Genomic DNA, 14,433 nt, shown 5'->3' on the forward strand with positions numbered 1-14,433 from the left:
TCTCGGTGCGGGCAGGGACGGGCTCAGACGGTCGGTTCAGCAGGGGGTCCTCGAGCAGGATCCGTGGATGGGACGGCCCGTGGTCCGATCTGGTTCCGTGGGTCCTCGTGGTCCGGGTCACCCGGTCGGTGCTCGAGCAGCAGGGTCGCCAGTTTGGCCCGACCGCGGGCACACCGGGACTTCACGGTGCCCGGCGCGCACTCGAGGATCTCGGCGACCTCTGCGACGGAGTAGCCCTCCATGTCGACCAGCACCAGGGCGGCTCGTTGCTCCGACGGCAGCGTGCCGAGAGCGCTGAGCACCGCCGTACGGCGCTCGCTCGCCTCGGCGGCATCGTCCGGCCGGGGAGCAGGGTCGCTGGTCTGCAGGGCACCTCGGTCGGCCCATTCGTCCAAGTCATCGGGAAGTGCGTCGGCAGCGCGGACCTTGTTGGCACGCATCCGATCGAGGCAGGCGTTGACGACGACCCGGTGCAACCACGTGGTCACCTGCGAGTCGCCGCGGAAGCTGCCGGCGCGCCGGAACGCGGAGATCAGCGCCTCCTGGAGTGAGTCGGCCGCCTCCTCCGGGTTGCTGCAGGTGCGCAGGGCAACGGCCCACAGGCGGTCGCGGTGGCGCGCGAAGAGCACGCCGAACGCTGCCGTGTCGCCGTCGACGTGCGCCGACAGCAGCTCCCGATCGCTGCGCAGGTCGTCCCAAGTCATCGGAGGATCCTCACCTCCGCGATCCGGCCCCGGTAGTCACCGTCGCCGGGAATCGAGGTCAGCCAGACGACCATCCAGTGCTGTGGCTGGGTGCTCTCCGGCACCAGACTCAGCGTGCCGTCCTCGGACTGGCCCTCGGCCACCTTCTGCAGGTCCTCGAGCGAGCTGGGCCGGTCCGGGCCCGCAGTGGCGAGCAGCTCGACGCCGTGGGGATCACCCTCGACCTGGATCCGCACCTCGCGGACCTGTCGCTCGCCACCGAGGTCGATCAGCAGCCCGACCCCCGGTTTGAGGCCCTCGGGCCCGAACTGGTCGCGATAGCCCTGGGTCTCCCACGCCGTGGTCGGATCGCCGTCGAACGCCAACGGGACGAGCTCGGGCTTCTCCTCCGAGTCGCCACCGAACGGGTCGAAGTCGAACGTGCCGGCGGGCGTCACTTGGACGAGTGTGTCGTCGCCGTCGGTGGTCTCCTCCGACGTCGGGTCGGACGGCGAGTCGTCCCGTGCGTCGTCACGCCCACGGTTGAAGGCATAGACCGCCGCCAGCAAGACGATGAGAGCGATGGCGAGCAGCAGCGCGCTGCGGAACCAGCCCCGCCCTGCCACCGGTTCCTCCGGTTCGGGCTCCTCCACCACCGGGACCTGACTGGGATCGGTCTCCCATGGCCAGAACTCGACCGGCTCCGGCACCACGATGTCGTCGCGCGGCACCCGCACCGGCTGCCCGTTCTCGGGCTCGGGGGCGAAGAGTGGTCGCTCGGGTGAGTCCTCGAAGGGGGCGGCGGCGGAGGCGGCTCGGGTGACGGCGTACGCCATTCGGGGTCGAGGATCTCGTCGTCGAAGCCCGGAAGCCCGACCTCGGTCTCGTCGCCGGTGTCAGGCTCCGGCTCGGGTTGCGGCGGTGGCGGTGCCCACACGAGTGCGTTGACTGCCGGGATCCGTGGACTGGTGTTGCCCCGGTTGCGCTCCACCTCCGCCTCTGCCATCGCCTGCCGGTCGCCGACGAAGTCGTAGAGCTCCACCGACACCTGCGCGGCCGTGCCCGGACGGTGGTGTCCGGCGTGGTGTGCGTGGTTGAGGACCGCATCGCACATCGTGTCGAGCACCCGGGGTACGCCGGCACGCACCTGGCGCGGTCGGAGCACCGAACCGTGGCGCCTGGGTGCAGCAGCGACCTTGGAGAGCCCCGGGCGCGGCCAGCGCCCGGTGAGACCGGCGTAGAGCACGCCGATGAGGTCGTGGAACTCCTCCTCGGGCGTGACTGCGCCGCCGCCGTGCAGGGCGGCGTCGACCGCGAACCCGATGACCTTGACCGAACCGCGCTGGTCGATGAGCACGTTGTCGGGCACCAGCCGACCGTGGGTCAGCCCCTGGCGCTGGGCGTTGGCCAGCAGCTCGGCGACCTCGCCGGCGATCCAGGCGGCGCGACGTGGGGAGAGGGGCTCGTCTGCCAACAGGATGTCGAGCGAGTCACCCTCGCCCCATTCGTTGACGACGTAGCACCAGTCGCCGACCGTGCCGGTGTCGAGCACGCGTAGCAGGTGGGGATCGTGCAGCTGGGCCGAACAGCGTGCTGCCTCACGCAGGTCGGCGGCTCGGGAGTCGTCGGCGGCGATCAGATGGATCGCGACGGGGCGCGAGAGCACGGAGTCCCAGGCACGCCAGAACCGCCCGAACCTGGCCTCGCTGAGCAGGTCGATGAGGCGGTAGCGGTTGGCCAGCACATCGCCCGGCCGCGTGGAACCCGGCACGCCCCTCCTCACTTCGCCTCCGCTCATCGTAGGCGTAGCTCGGCCTCCTGTGCGGGAGCGACGCAGAGCGGACGACAGGTTTGGGTCAGCGGCGCTTGAGACCGGGGATCCGGCGAGCCACGACCGCGACGAGCTCGTTTGCCTCACGGATGTGCATGAAACGGGCGAGGACGAGGAAGACGACCACGTCGGCCACGCATGCGCCGCCGAGCAGCAGCAACGAGACGACCTTCCCGTGGTCCTCGCCGAGGACGGCGACGATGAGCTCCCAGACCCCGCGGGCGGCAACAGCAGCGATCAGCGCGGCGATCACCGTGCGTACGACGAAGCGGAGCGTCGTGTGGGTGTCGAGGGACCCCAGCGCACGACGCAGCACGACGTAGGAGAGGAATGCACCGAGCAGGTAGGCGCCGGAGTAGGCCAGGACCAGGGCCGGGGACGTGAAGGCGGCATCGGTGCGGCCCACCAGCAGGAAGGCCAGCGCGATGTTGGTGGCCGACACCGCGCATTGGATGAAGAAGACCGTGCGGGTGCGTTCGAGTGCATAGAACCCGCGGAGCATGAAGTAGTGCACCGTGAAGAAGAGCAGCCCGGGGGCGAAGAGTGCCAGCGACGGCGTGTAGTTGTCGACCAGGTCGGCGGCGGCACCCCAACCCCAGACGATGTTGCCCAGGTCGCCGGCGATCAGGGGGAGCAGGACCGCGAACGGGATCACCAGGGTGAGGGCCGTGCGCATGGTGCTGGCCAGCGTGCGTCCCAGGTCGCGGCGCTTGTCATCGGCGGCGAACCGCGAGAGCGTCGGGAGCACCGCGGTCGCCAGCGACACCGTGACGATGGCGTGCGGGACCATGATCAGCAGGAAAGCGCTGGAGTAGACGGTGTAGCCCGTGCCGGTGTCGGCCGCGCCCACGCCGCCACAGGCACCTGCTGCGGCGGACGCCGTACCGCTCGAGGCCAACCTCACGACCACCGTGTAGGCGATCTGGTTGACGATCACGAAGAGCACGGTCCACAGGCCGAGGTGGAAGGTTCGGCCCAGTCCGGTCCCTCGCCAGTCGAAGCGGGGGCGGTAGCGCACTCCCGCCGATCGCAGGTAGGGGATGAGGATCAGCAGCTGGGCGACGATGCCCAGGGTGGAGCCGATGCCGAGCAGCAGCTCCTGGCTGGTCGTGTAGGGGCCGCAGACGTCGTCTGCCTTGCCGTGCAGCACGAGGTAGGCGACGAGGACGCCCACCGACAGCACGTTGTTGGCGATCGGCGCCCACATCATCGGGCCGAAGCTGCCGCGCGAGTTGAGCACCTGCCCGAGCAGCACGAACATGCCGTAGAAGAAGACCTGCGGCAGGCAGAAGCGGGCGAAGTCGATCAGGCTCTGGCGCTGTTCGGCCAGTGCGGGATCGTCGAAGGAGGCGTCGAGGAAGATCGACATCACCGCAGGTGCGAAGATCACCAACGCCACGGTGACGAAGCCGAGGAAGACAGCCGCGAGCGTGATGATCCGGTCGATGTAGGCGTTGCCGCCGTCCGGATCGTTCTTCATCGCCCGCACGAGCTGCGGCACCAGGACGGCGTTGAAGATCCCGCCCGCCAGCAGGATGTAGAGCATGTTGGGGATCGTGTTGGCGATGTTGAACAAGTCGGCGTGCAACGCCGGGCCGAGGGCCGCAGCGAGCAACGCCGAACGCACGAATCCGCTGGCCCGTGACACGACCGTGCCGGCGGCCATGACCGCGCCGCTGCCGATGATCGACGTCTTCTTGTGCTGTCCGCTCACGCTGGACTTCCCGTTCGCACGGCCCCGGTGCCCCTCACGCGCCGGCTCCCGCGGCGCGCACCTTGCGCACACGGCGGTAGATCCGCAGGGGTACGGCGATCGCGAGGAGGCCGAGACCACCGGCCAGGACGAACCAGATGATCTTGCCGACCGAGTTGGAACGGATGTTGAGCTCCTCGCCCACGTTGAGGGGCTGGCCGGTCGGCGAGTTCAGCTGCAGGTTGACCTCGTGCACGCCGACCTCCTTCGTGGTGGCCTCGAGCCTGATGGTGCGGGAGGTGTCGGCGGCCAGCTCGATGCTTCCGGGAGCCCGGATCTCCACCGCGCCACCGGTGCCGGCACTGATCGCAAAGGTCACCGGCTGGTCGAGCTCGTTGTGCACCGTCACCGAGAAGGGCCCGGTCTCGGAGGAGAGAATGACGAACGAGGGCGCGTCGATGCTCACCTTCGACAGTCGGTCGTCGACCCACTGACGCAGCTGGGTGAGCCGCCACACGGAGGCGCTCTCGTCGGCGAGAGCGTGCACGGACAGGTCGCTGAGCGCCTCCTTGCGCACCGTCGCGAGGATCGCGTCGTTGAGTGGGAGTACGTCGTCGAGCGCCTCGGCGCGGTGGATGGCGTCCTGCGCACTGCGGAAGCTGCCGACCGACAGCTCCCGGTCCTCCGCATTGGCGGGGTAGGTGAGCTCGTCGACCTCGGCGGCCGTGGTCGGGGAGGCATCGAGCGGGCGCCAGCGGATGAAGTCGGCGTCGAGGCCGTTGAGGAGTGCCGTCGTACGGGTGCCGGGGTCGAAGTCGTCGGGCAGGCTGACCACCATCTGCTCGGTGTCACCCGAGAGGGCGCGCACGGCCGCCTCGGCGAGGATCCGTTGCCGCAACCCGGTGGCACCGTCGGGGTCCTGTGGGTCCGCGGCGCCGGTCACATCGGTGTTGAGCAGGGCCGGGTGGCTGAGCACGCGCACCGCGTCTGCACCGCTGGTCGCGGCTGCCCCGCCTGCCCGCTGCGCGAGCACCACCGCGGTCTCCTCGGGGAGCGAGAGCAAGGTGGAGGTGGGCATCAGGCCCGTCGGCGGGATCACCGCGGGTCGGGAGGTGATGTCGTCCGCGGACAGCAGGTCGTCCGAGATCTCCTGGGCCTCGTTGATCCGACCGGGCGCCGACTTCGAGGCGCCGACGACCTCCAGGTCGCCGTAGGGAAGAGCCAGTACGTCGTGGCGCCGCAACGTTGCGACCATCCGTTCGCGCCAGGTCTGTGCGACGAGGCCGCTGCTGCTGACCGAGCCCTCGGAGGTCTGGCTTCCTGACTCGGCGGTCCCGGCTTCCGGTTCGTTCTCCGTGTCGTCGACGGTGACGGTCGGATCGAGGTTGCGGGCGGGATTGCCGCTGCTGAGCTGGTCGGCGACGTCGAGCAGGGCCGGATCGAGGGCGACCGAGACCGGGATGTCCGGCGTCTCGTCGAGGAGGTGCACGATGTTGTCGAGGCGACCGCCGCCGCCGAGCAGGCTCGCCCACCCCTCGGCATCCTCGATCTCACCGGTCTCCGCGCGGGTGACGGCCTCGCGCACCGGCACCACGATCGAGGCGTTGGTGCGGGTGTCGGTGGTGTTGACCCGGGGGACGAAGGTGCGGGCGCGGCCGTCGGCGACGCCGTCGCGGCTTCCGTCGGCTTCTGTCGCCAAGACCTGCACGCCGACCACGTAGACGCCGTCGCCGCCGGTGATCTGGAGTTTGTCGACCGGGATCGTCAAGGACCACCGAGCCGTTGCGTCGGGCTGCAGCTCGGTGATGGAGTTGTCGAGCAGCGCCAGGTCCTGGAGCCGATTGCCGCCGAAGGTGATCTCCGGGGCGGCGCTGACCGCGGCCGCCAGTTCGTCGTTGCTGGTGATCGGCGCGTAGGACGAGAGCGGGTGCACGTTGAGGTCGGTGTGCACCTCGTCGCTGACGTTGGTCACCGTGCCTGAGAGCCGGAGGTTCCCCTTGGTCGGCAGGACGCCGGGACGCACTCGGTCGATCTGCACGAGGAAGGAGTCGTCGGGGTCGACCGCCCGGCGCCCGCTGCGTGAGACCGCGTCACCGTCGGCACTCGTCCGTTCGTCCGGCTGGCCTTCGGGGTGCACCGGGGCCTGGCCCACGACGGACGTCGTCGGGGCAGCATCGACCGCGGTGGCGGGGGCCGCAGCCGCACCCGTCACCGAACTCCATGCCACACCCACTGTCACCAGTGGCGTCAGCAGAGCAGCCACCGGTCGAATCACGGCGCCGACTCTACTCAACGAGTCTGTGCGGACGGCGATCCTCTGCCGGTCAACCGGAGGTGAGCGGGACGGTAGGGTTGCCTCTCGTGTCAGGAGTCCCGTTCGAGCCCATCCAGATCTCCGAGGTCCAGGCGCGAGTCGCCAGTGAGCTCGACCGGCTCGCGCCCGTCCTCGACCCGCTGGGGAGACGCTTCGCAGAAGCCGGTCACACGCTGGCCCTGGTCGGCGGACCGGTGCGCGATGCGATGCTCGGCCGCACCGGGAACGACCTCGACTTCACCACGTCCGCGCGGCCCGACGAGACGGAGCGGCTGCTGCGCGGGATGAGTGACGCGCTGTGGGACATGGGCCGCGACTTCGGCACCATCGGCGCGCAGGTCGGTGGCTGGCAGGTGGAGATCACCACCTATCGCTCCGAGGCCTACGACCCCACCTCCCGCAAGCCGGAGGTCAACTTCGGTGACTCGTTGACCGGTGACCTGTCGCGACGCGACTTCACGGTCAATGCGATGGCGCTCACCGTGCCCGACCGCGGGTTCGAGGACCCGTTCGGTGGCCTCCTCGACCTGGCGAACCGGGTGCTGCGGACGCCGGGTACACCGGAGCAGTCGTTCTCCGACGACCCGCTGCGGATGATGCGCGCGGCGAGGTTCGCCGCCCAGCTGGGGTTCACCCCGGCCCCTGAGGTCGTGGCGGCGATGACCGACATGGCCGCCCGGATCGAGATCATCTCCGCCGAGCGGGTTCGCGACGAGCTCGTGAAGCTGGTCTGCGCGCCCTTCCCCGCCGGGGACTGGAGCTGCTCGTCGAGACCGGGCTCGCGACGTACGTGCTCCCGGAGCTGCCGGCGCTGCAGCTGGAGCGCGACGAGCACAACCGTCACAAGGACGTCTACGAGCACACCCTGACCGTGCTGGAGCAGGCGATCGAGCTGGAGAGGTCGCGGCACGGCGCGGATGCTGCGCCCGACTTCATCTCGCGTTTCGCGGCGCTGATGCACGACGTGGGCAAGCCGAAGACGCGACGCTTCGTCGACGACGGCACCGTCACCTTCCACCACCACGACGTGGTCGGTGCCAAGCTCACCCGCAAGCGGATGAAGGCGTTGCGCTTCTCCAACGACCAGATCGACGAGGTCAGCAAGCTCGTCGAGCTGCACCTGCGCTTCCACGGCTACGGCACGGGCGAGTGGACCGACTCGGCAGTACGTCGCTACGTGCGCGACGCCGGCGACCAGCTGGAGCAGTTGCACATCCTGACACGAGCCGACTGCACCACCCGCAACAGGCGCAAGGCCGACCGGTTGCGGCGCACCTACGACGACCTCGAGCAGCGGATCGCGCGGCTGTCCGAGGAGGAAGAGCTGGCCTCGCTCCGCCCCGACCTCGACGGGCAGCAGATCATGGAGCTCCTCGGGATCGAGCCCGGTCCGACGGTCGGCAAGGCCTACAAGTTCTTGATGGAGCTGCGCATGGACCACGGTCCGCAGAGTGCAGAGGCCGCCAAGGCCGCGCTCCTGGAGTGGTGGTCGGCCCAGGGCTGACCCCGCCCAGCCCCAGGCGCCCCTTGCGCCTCAAGTTTCCCCGCCCGGGCGGGGAAACCGTTGCTTGGCGGCTGTGGCCCCGCACGCCAAGCAACAGTTCTGGCGACCGAGTGTGACCACTGGGGTTCTTCCTGCGATCAGCAGTTGACAATGATTCTCATTTGCAATGAGAATCATTGTCATGAAGCAACGACGAATCATTCCTGCCCTACTCGCTGTCGGCCTGCTCGTGGCGGCTTGTGGCGAGACCGAGAGCTCTGATGACGATCGCTCCGCCGCCGCGCCTTCCCCGTGTCGGACGAGCACGCCGAGCACGACCACGGCGCAGAGGCCACCGAAGCTGCCGGTGCGGAAGCCCGGTTGGCCTTCACCCACGACGGCGGCATCACCGTCGTGCGGGCCGCGGACGGCGAGACCCTTGCCGAGATCGACCTGGACGGCTTCAACCGGCTCAACCCCGCAGGTGACGGCCGGCACCTCATGGTGTCGACCGCAGGCGGCTTCCGGGCGCTCGACGTCGGGGCCTGGACCGAGGCCCACGGCGACCACGGCCACTCCTTCGTGGCCGAGCCGCACCTGACCGACATCACCTTCGCCGCGGAGGCCCCCGGCCACGTGGTCGTGCATGCTGATCGCACCGTGCTCTTCGACGACGGCACCGGGACGATCACCAGTTTCGACCCGCACCACCTCACCGAGGGTGAGGTGCAGACCGAGACGACCGAGGGGAGGCGCACCACGGCGTGGCCGTCGTGCTCGAGGACGGCAGCATGCTGCGCACCTTGGAGAATCGCGAGGGCGCCGTTGTCATGGACGCCGACGGCGCGCAGATCGCTCGCAACGAGAAGTGCCCGGGCGTGCACGGTGAGGCCGTCGTGGGCGAGGTCGTGGTCGTCGGGTGCGAGGACGGCGTACTGCTCTTTGATGATGGCGAGTTCACCAAGGTTGCGAGTCCGGACGGCTACGGCCGGATCGGCAACCAGGCGGCTTCGGACGCCTCCCGCGTGTTGCTCGGCGACTACAAGACGGATCCGGACGCCGAGTTGGAGCGACCGACTCAGGTGAGTCTGGTCGACACCCGCTCGGGCGAGCTCTCGTTGCTGGACCTCGAGACGTCGTACAGCTTCCGCTCGTTGGGACGGGGCCCGGAGGGTGAGGCGCTGGTGCTTGGCACCGACGGTGCGCTCAAGATCATCGACCCGGAGAAGCAGAAGGTGGTCGCGAGCGTGCCGGTCGTGGCGAAGTGGGAGGAGCCGGTCGAGTGGCAGCAGCCGCGGCCGACGTTGACCGTGGTCGGCGACCTCGCCTGGATCAGTGACCCGGCGGCCAAGCGGTTGCACGCGGTGGACCTGACGTCGCAGGAGGTCGTGAACACGCTCGAGATCGACCACGCACCCAACGAGCTGGTCGGCGTCACCGGCTGATCGACGGACTCGGCGCGGGTGGATCGTGTGGGGATCCATCCGCGCCGCTCGTCGTCTCACGGAGCCCGATCGCCAGTGGTCACGTGGGAGCTGTCGCACTACGGTGTCTGGGCAGCACCTACCAGGAGGTAACACCGCATGCCACTCACCGACGTCGCGCCCATCGAGGTCAGCACCGAGATCGCCGCCCCGCCCGCCACGGTCTGGGCACTGGTCTCCGACCCGCGCAACTACTCCCGGTGGAGCCCGCAGACGTGGAAGACCGTCGTGCGTGGCGGTGAGGTGAAGCCGGGAGCACGGATGTTCAACATCAACCGCCGCAGGTTCCTGGTGTGGCCGACCCAAGCGAAGATCAAGGTCGTCGAACCTGAGAAGAAGTTCGCCTTCCGGGTCGCCGAGAACTGGTCGGTCTGGTCCTTCGAGCTCGAGCCGACGGCCACCGGAACCAGGCTCACCCAGCGCCGCGAGGCGCCCGACGGCATCTCCGACCTCAGCGTGCGCCTCACCAAGATGGCACTCGGGGGCGTCCCTGCGTTCACCGAGGAGCTCCGCACCGGCATGGAGCAGACCCTTGCCAAGGTGAAGGCCGAAGCGGAGCGCTGAGTCCCACCGGCCCCGGGAGTGGTCAAGATTCCCCGCCCGGGCGGGGAATTGGGTTCCTGTGGGCCGTAGCCACACGCACCAGGCATGCAATGTGGTGACGCAGTCTGCAGCCGACCCCGTGGAACTCCTCCCCTCAGTGCGAGCGCAGGTGCGCGAGGACGGCGAGCACACGACGGTGGCCGGAGTCGGTGGGGGCCAGGCCGAGCTTGGCGAAGATGTTGCCGATGTGCTTGGCGATCGCTGTCTCGGAGATGAAGAGAGCCCGGGCGATGTGGCTGTTGCCGTGGCCCTCGGCCATGAGAGCGAGCACTTCGCGCTCCCTCGGGGTCAGGCTCTCGATGGGGTCGTCGCGGCGCTGACGGACCATCAGCTGTGAGATGACCTCCGGATCCATCACGGTGCCGCCGTCGACGACGCGTTGGAGGGCGTCGAGGAAGGTCGCCACCTTGCCGACCCGCTCCTTGAGCAGATAGCCCAACCCGGCGGCCCCGCCGGAGACCAGGTCACTGGCATAACGCTCCTCGACATAGGCCGAGAGCACGAGGATCGGCAGGCCCGGGATGACATCACGAGCGGCGATGGCCGCGCGCAATCCCTCGTCGGTGAACGTCGGTGGCAGCCGTACGTCGAGCACGGCCACGTCGGGGCGCAGCTCGGTCAACCGGGCGAGCACGTCGTCGGCGTTGTCCGCTGCCTGGACCACCTCGATGCCCTCGTTCTCCAGCAACAGCACCAGACCCTCGCGCAACAGCGCGTCGTCCTCGGCGATCACGACCCGCATGGCAGCTCCACTCTCAGCAACGTCGGCCCGCCGTCCGGGCTCGACACCTCGACCAGTCCGGAGAAGGCTTCCACCCGTCTCCGGATCCCGATGATGCCGGTGCCGCCGGCGGTACGTCCGGCCCCACCGACGCCGTTGTCCCGGACCTCGACGACCAGTCGCTCATCGGCCGCGCTGCCCTCCGTGCGCACCGTGACCGACGCTCGGTCGGCATGGCTGTGCCGAGCCACGTTGGTCAGGGCCTCCGAGATCACGAAGTACGCCGCGGACTCGATCGCCGTGGGCGCTCGCCGCAGTCCCTCCGTGTCGAGCGTGCAGGGCACCGGGCATCGGGCCACGGCATGGGCGACGGCTCCGTCGAGTCCGTGCTCGTCCAGCACCGGCGGATAGATGCTGCGTACGACGTCACGGAGCTCGGCGAGCGCCGTACCGGCGGCAGCCTGGGCCTTCTCCAGCAGCGGCCGGACCTGGTCGGGCTCGCGACCCAGCGAACGCTCGAGGATCCCGAGGTGCATGACCACCCCGACCAGCTTGTTCTGGGTGCCGTCGTGGAGATCACGTTCGATGCGCCGCAGCTCGGCGCGGTGGGCCTCGAGGGCGGAGGCACGGCTGGCGGTCAGGACGCTGACCTGCTCGCTCAGGTGCGCAGCCCGGTCGAGACCCAGGAACCGCACCGTCCACCACACCCGCAGCCGCGCCGTCGGAGGCAACAGCCAGAGGGCGAGAGCGGCATAGCCGAGGCCGATCACGAACGTCGCCCACGCCAGCGGCCAACTGGTCACGTCGAAGACCGTTGCCGCAGGTTGGTCCGTCGGAAGCACCCACCAGTACCCCGGAATCAAGAGGGCGTTGGCGGCCCCCAGCGGCAGCGCGACCACCAGCAGGGTGATCAACAGGCCGGGTAGGCCGTGCCCGGCCACCCAGGTCAGCTCGCGGCGTACGGCGCGGTCGTGGAGCATCGCCTGGGCGCGCTCGAGATAGCTGCCTTCGCGCGGCTGCCTGGCCGAGACGATGCTCTGGCCCGTACGGGCTCCGATGCGTCGCCGGTTCACGTCGGCCCATCGACCCAGCAGGTCGATCGCCCACGGGAGCGCCAGCCAGCCGACGGTGATGGCGATGGCCAGGAAGAGGATCAGGAAGAAGAGCAGGAACGACACGAAGGACGCGCCGACCTCGGCGAGGAGGAACGGCAGGACGCGCGCCGCCTCGACGGCACGCGTCCTGATCCGTGGCAGCAGGCCTGAGGTCACAGCCGCGACCCTAGCGGCACTGCCGGCTGCTCAGGGGTCACGTCGGCTGCCCGAGCGGCCGGTCCCGTCGGGCGGTCCTGATGGCCCGGCCACCAGGCCCGGTGCCCGATGAGCGCGGTCAGCGCCGGGGTCAGCAGGATCGCCATCACGAAGGCGACCAGCACGATCCCGATCGCGATCCCGAAGCCCATCTGCTGCAAGGTGGCGTTCTCCGCGAGCATCAGCACTCCGAACGTGCCGGCGAGGATCAGACCGGCCACCGCGATGGTCGGAGCCGTGTGCCGTACGGCGAGACTGGCTGCGGCCCGCGGGGCATGGCCGGCCCGCGCCTCCTCACGCAGTCGGGCGACCATGAGGATGTTGTAGTCGGTGCCGATGGCCACCACGAAGAGATACATCATCAGCGGCAGGCTGAAGAGCAGCCCGGGCTCGTCCATGAAGCCCTGGAAGACGATCACCGTGGTCCCGAGCGAGGCGAGGAACCCCAGCGCGACCGCGCCCATGAGATACCAGGGCGCCACCAGGCTGCGCAGGAGCAGCGCGAGCACGATGAGGATGAGCAGTCCAGCGACGGGGAAGACCACCTTGTAGTCCACGTTGACGGCATCCTCGACGTCCGCGAGCACCGAGGTGAGGCCGCCGACGTACGCCTCGGTATCGGCCGGAGCGGCCGCGTGCACGACGTCGCGCAGCTCGCCCCGGACCAGGCTGAGGGCGGCCTCCGACGAAGGCGCTGCGTCGAGCACGACGGACACCTGGGCGGCGGTCCCGGCCTCGTTGAAGACAGGCGGCGCGACCCGGGCGACGCCGTCGACCGTGCCGATGCGGTCCGCCAGCGCTTCCACGGCACCGGCGTCCAGCGTGGTGTCGGCCGTGGAACGCACGAGTACGTCGGTGGGCCGGGTCTCGCCAGCGGAGAAGCCCTCCTCCAGGTCGGACAGGGCGCGGGCCGACTCGCTGTCGGGGGCCCCTCCGGACTGGTCGAAGGTGGCGACGAACCCGGTCGCCCCCAGGGCCAGTGCCGCCAGCAGTAGGCCGGTGGTGACGACGACCGCCTTGGGGCGGCGAGCCACCAGGTTGCCGAGTCGGCTCGAGATCCGTTCCTTGGGCGTGTGCTGCCACGACCGTGAGGGCCAGAAGACCTTGGAGCCGAAGAGGGACACCACGGCCGGTACCAGGGTGAGGCCCGCGGCCAGCGTGACCGCGACGGCGATGGCCAGTGCCGGGCCCCAGGCGCGCAGCTGGCCGAGCGTCGAGAGCGACAGTGCCAAGAACGCGATGATGACGACTGCGGCGGCCGAGGTGATCGCCTCGCCCACGCGGCCCACCGCTTGGATCATCGCGTCGCGGGGAGCGATGCCGGCGCGCAGCCGCTCGCGATAGCGGAACATCAAGAAGATGAAGTAGTCGGCTCCGACGCCGAAGAGCACGATGATCAGCAGTTGGTTGATGGTGGTGTCGACCTGCAGGCCGAACATCTCGCTCGCCCAGCTGATCAGACCGGTCGAGGCGATCATCACGAGTGCGATCGACGCGATCGGCAGCAGTGCGATGACGGGACTGCGGAAGATCAGCAGGAGCAGGACGACGATCAGCACCAGGGTGGCCATCATGATCAACTGGTCGATGTCACCGGTCGCCTCGAGGTCGTCGAGCATCATGGCCGTGTCACCGGTGACGCCCAGCTGCAGTCCGGTGCCCTCGAGGAGCGGAGCGGCATCGGAGCGCAGCTCCTTGATCGAGTCCATGAGGGTCTCGCCGTAGATGACGTCGTCGCTGTCGGCGCGCGGCTCGAGGTTCGCGATCAGGATGGTGCCGTCCGCCGAGACCTGCTCGCTGAGGGTGATCCGGTCGACGTCGTCATAGCCGTGGCCGTCCAGCTGGTCCACGATGCCGCTCGCTGCGGCGACGTCGGAGTCGGACATCGCGGTGCCGTCGGCGTGCTTGAACACCAGGATCGCCGCGGGCTCGCGGATCTCCGGAAACGCCTCCTCGGCGATCTCCGCTGCTTGCGCGGACTCATAGGTCGACGGCAGGAAGTCGGCCTGGTCCTGGGTCGTCGACAGCTGTGGAGCAGACAGGACGACGGCCGCCGTGACCACGAACCAGGCGACGATGGTGAGCCAGGGGTGGTGTACGACGCCGCGTCCGATGCGCTCGAACATGGGTACTCCTTCGGGTGGGGATGGACTACCCATGACGCTAGGAATCCCCGCGCCTCGGTGACATCCTGCGGACGCCCGTTCGGGGGTGGTGCCAGCACCACCCCCGAGGTGTCGAGGACTGCACCCCGGTCGGCTCTCGCAACCCGCGACGTACCGGCGTCGTGGGCCGCAAGAAGTGCCACCTC

10 protein-coding genes and 1 pseudogene are annotated in these 14,433 nt (G+C 69.4%); 3 read left to right on the plus strand and 8 right to left on the minus strand.

Annotation, left to right across the window (positions count from 1 at the left end; genetic code table 11):
* Positions 1–23 precede the first annotated feature (23 nt).
* The 5 genes from sigM to L1066_RS07525 all read right to left on the minus strand — a co-directional run bounded on the left by sigM (position 24) and on the right by L1066_RS07525 (position 6,482).
* Positions 24–704 (minus strand): RNA polymerase sigma factor SigM, encoded by a 681-nt coding sequence (gene sigM / locus L1066_RS07505; RefSeq protein WP_235735741.1) that lies wholly within the window; start codon positions 702–704, stop codon positions 24–26.
* Positions 701–1,141: a hypothetical protein gene (locus L1066_RS07510; RefSeq protein ID WP_235735742.1), complete on the minus strand. Its 441-nt coding sequence runs from the start codon at positions 1,139–1,141 to the stop codon at positions 701–703. The genes sigM and L1066_RS07510 overlap by 4 nt, the downstream gene beginning before the upstream one ends.
* Complete coding sequence (locus L1066_RS07515; RefSeq protein WP_235735743.1) at positions 1,138–2,454, minus strand: protein kinase family protein; 1,317 nt, start codon at positions 2,452–2,454, stop codon at positions 1,138–1,140. The genes L1066_RS07510 and L1066_RS07515 overlap by 4 nt, the downstream gene beginning before the upstream one ends.
* An 85-nt stretch (positions 2,455–2,539) precedes the next feature.
* On the minus strand, positions 2,540–4,228 hold the full coding sequence (gene murJ / locus L1066_RS07520; RefSeq protein ID WP_235735744.1) for a murein biosynthesis integral membrane protein MurJ: 1,689 nt from the start codon (positions 4,226–4,228) through the stop codon (positions 2,540–2,542).
* A 34-nt stretch (positions 4,229–4,262) separates the two neighbouring features.
* The gene (locus L1066_RS07525; RefSeq protein ID WP_235735745.1) at positions 4,263–6,482 is read right to left on the minus strand and encodes a DUF6049 family protein; all 2,220 of its coding nucleotides are present in this window, start codon (positions 6,480–6,482) and stop codon (positions 4,263–4,265) included.
* A 110-nt stretch (positions 6,483–6,592) separates the two neighbouring features.
* Between L1066_RS07525 and L1066_RS07530 the strand changes: the two are divergent.
* The 3 genes and pseudogenes from L1066_RS07530 to L1066_RS07540 all read left to right on the plus strand — a co-directional run bounded on the left by L1066_RS07530 (position 6,593) and on the right by L1066_RS07540 (position 10,052).
* Positions 6,593–8,025: pseudogene (locus tag L1066_RS07530) on the plus strand (CCA tRNA nucleotidyltransferase).
* Positions 8,026–8,768: 743 nt separating this feature from the next.
* On the plus strand, positions 8,769–9,449 hold the full coding sequence (locus tag L1066_RS07535) for a hypothetical protein (RefSeq protein ID WP_235735747.1): 681 nt from the start codon (positions 8,769–8,771) through the stop codon (positions 9,447–9,449).
* Between the two features lie 138 nt (positions 9,450–9,587).
* Positions 9,588–10,052, plus strand: coding sequence for an SRPBCC family protein (locus tag L1066_RS07540; RefSeq protein WP_235735748.1), 465 nt, complete (start codon positions 9,588–9,590; stop codon positions 10,050–10,052).
* Between the two features lie 133 nt (positions 10,053–10,185).
* Here L1066_RS07540 and L1066_RS07545 read toward each other — a convergent pair whose 3' ends face one another.
* Genes L1066_RS07545 through L1066_RS07555 form a run of 3 tightly spaced genes read right to left on the minus strand, consistent with a single transcriptional unit; the run spans position 10,186 to position 14,248 of the window.
* On the minus strand, positions 10,186–10,833 hold the full coding sequence (locus L1066_RS07545; RefSeq protein ID WP_235735749.1) for a LuxR C-terminal-related transcriptional regulator: 648 nt from the start codon (positions 10,831–10,833) through the stop codon (positions 10,186–10,188).
* Positions 10,821–12,083: a sensor histidine kinase gene (locus L1066_RS07550; protein ID WP_235735750.1), complete on the minus strand. Its 1,263-nt coding sequence runs from the start codon at positions 12,081–12,083 to the stop codon at positions 10,821–10,823. Before L1066_RS07550 ends, L1066_RS07545 begins: the two co-directional genes overlap by 13 nt.
* Positions 12,080–14,248, minus strand: a complete 2,169-nt coding sequence (locus L1066_RS07555; protein WP_235735751.1) for an MMPL family transporter — start codon at positions 14,246–14,248, stop codon at positions 12,080–12,082. Before L1066_RS07555 ends, L1066_RS07550 begins: the two co-directional genes overlap by 4 nt.
* Between the last annotated feature and the right edge of the window lie 185 nt (positions 14,249–14,433).

The organism is Nocardioides alcanivorans, assembly GCF_021555175.1.
GTDB classification, from domain to species: Bacteria; Actinomycetota; Actinomycetes; order Propionibacteriales; family Nocardioidaceae; genus Nocardioides; species Nocardioides alcanivorans.

Coding starts and splice junctions, on each gene's coding strand:
- sigM (WP_235735741.1), bottom strand. CDS start 704: ATGACTTGGGACGACCTGCGCAGCGATCGGGAGCTGCTGTCGGCGCAC.
- L1066_RS07555 (WP_235735751.1), bottom strand. CDS start 14,248: ATGTTCGAGCGCATCGGACGCGGCGTCGTACACCACCCCTGGCTCACC.
- L1066_RS07545 (WP_235735749.1), bottom strand. CDS start 10,833: ATGCGGGTCGTGATCGCCGAGGACGACGCGCTGTTGCGCGAGGGTCTG.
- L1066_RS07540 (WP_235735748.1), top strand. CDS start 9,588: ATGCCACTCACCGACGTCGCGCCCATCGAGGTCAGCACCGAGATCGCC.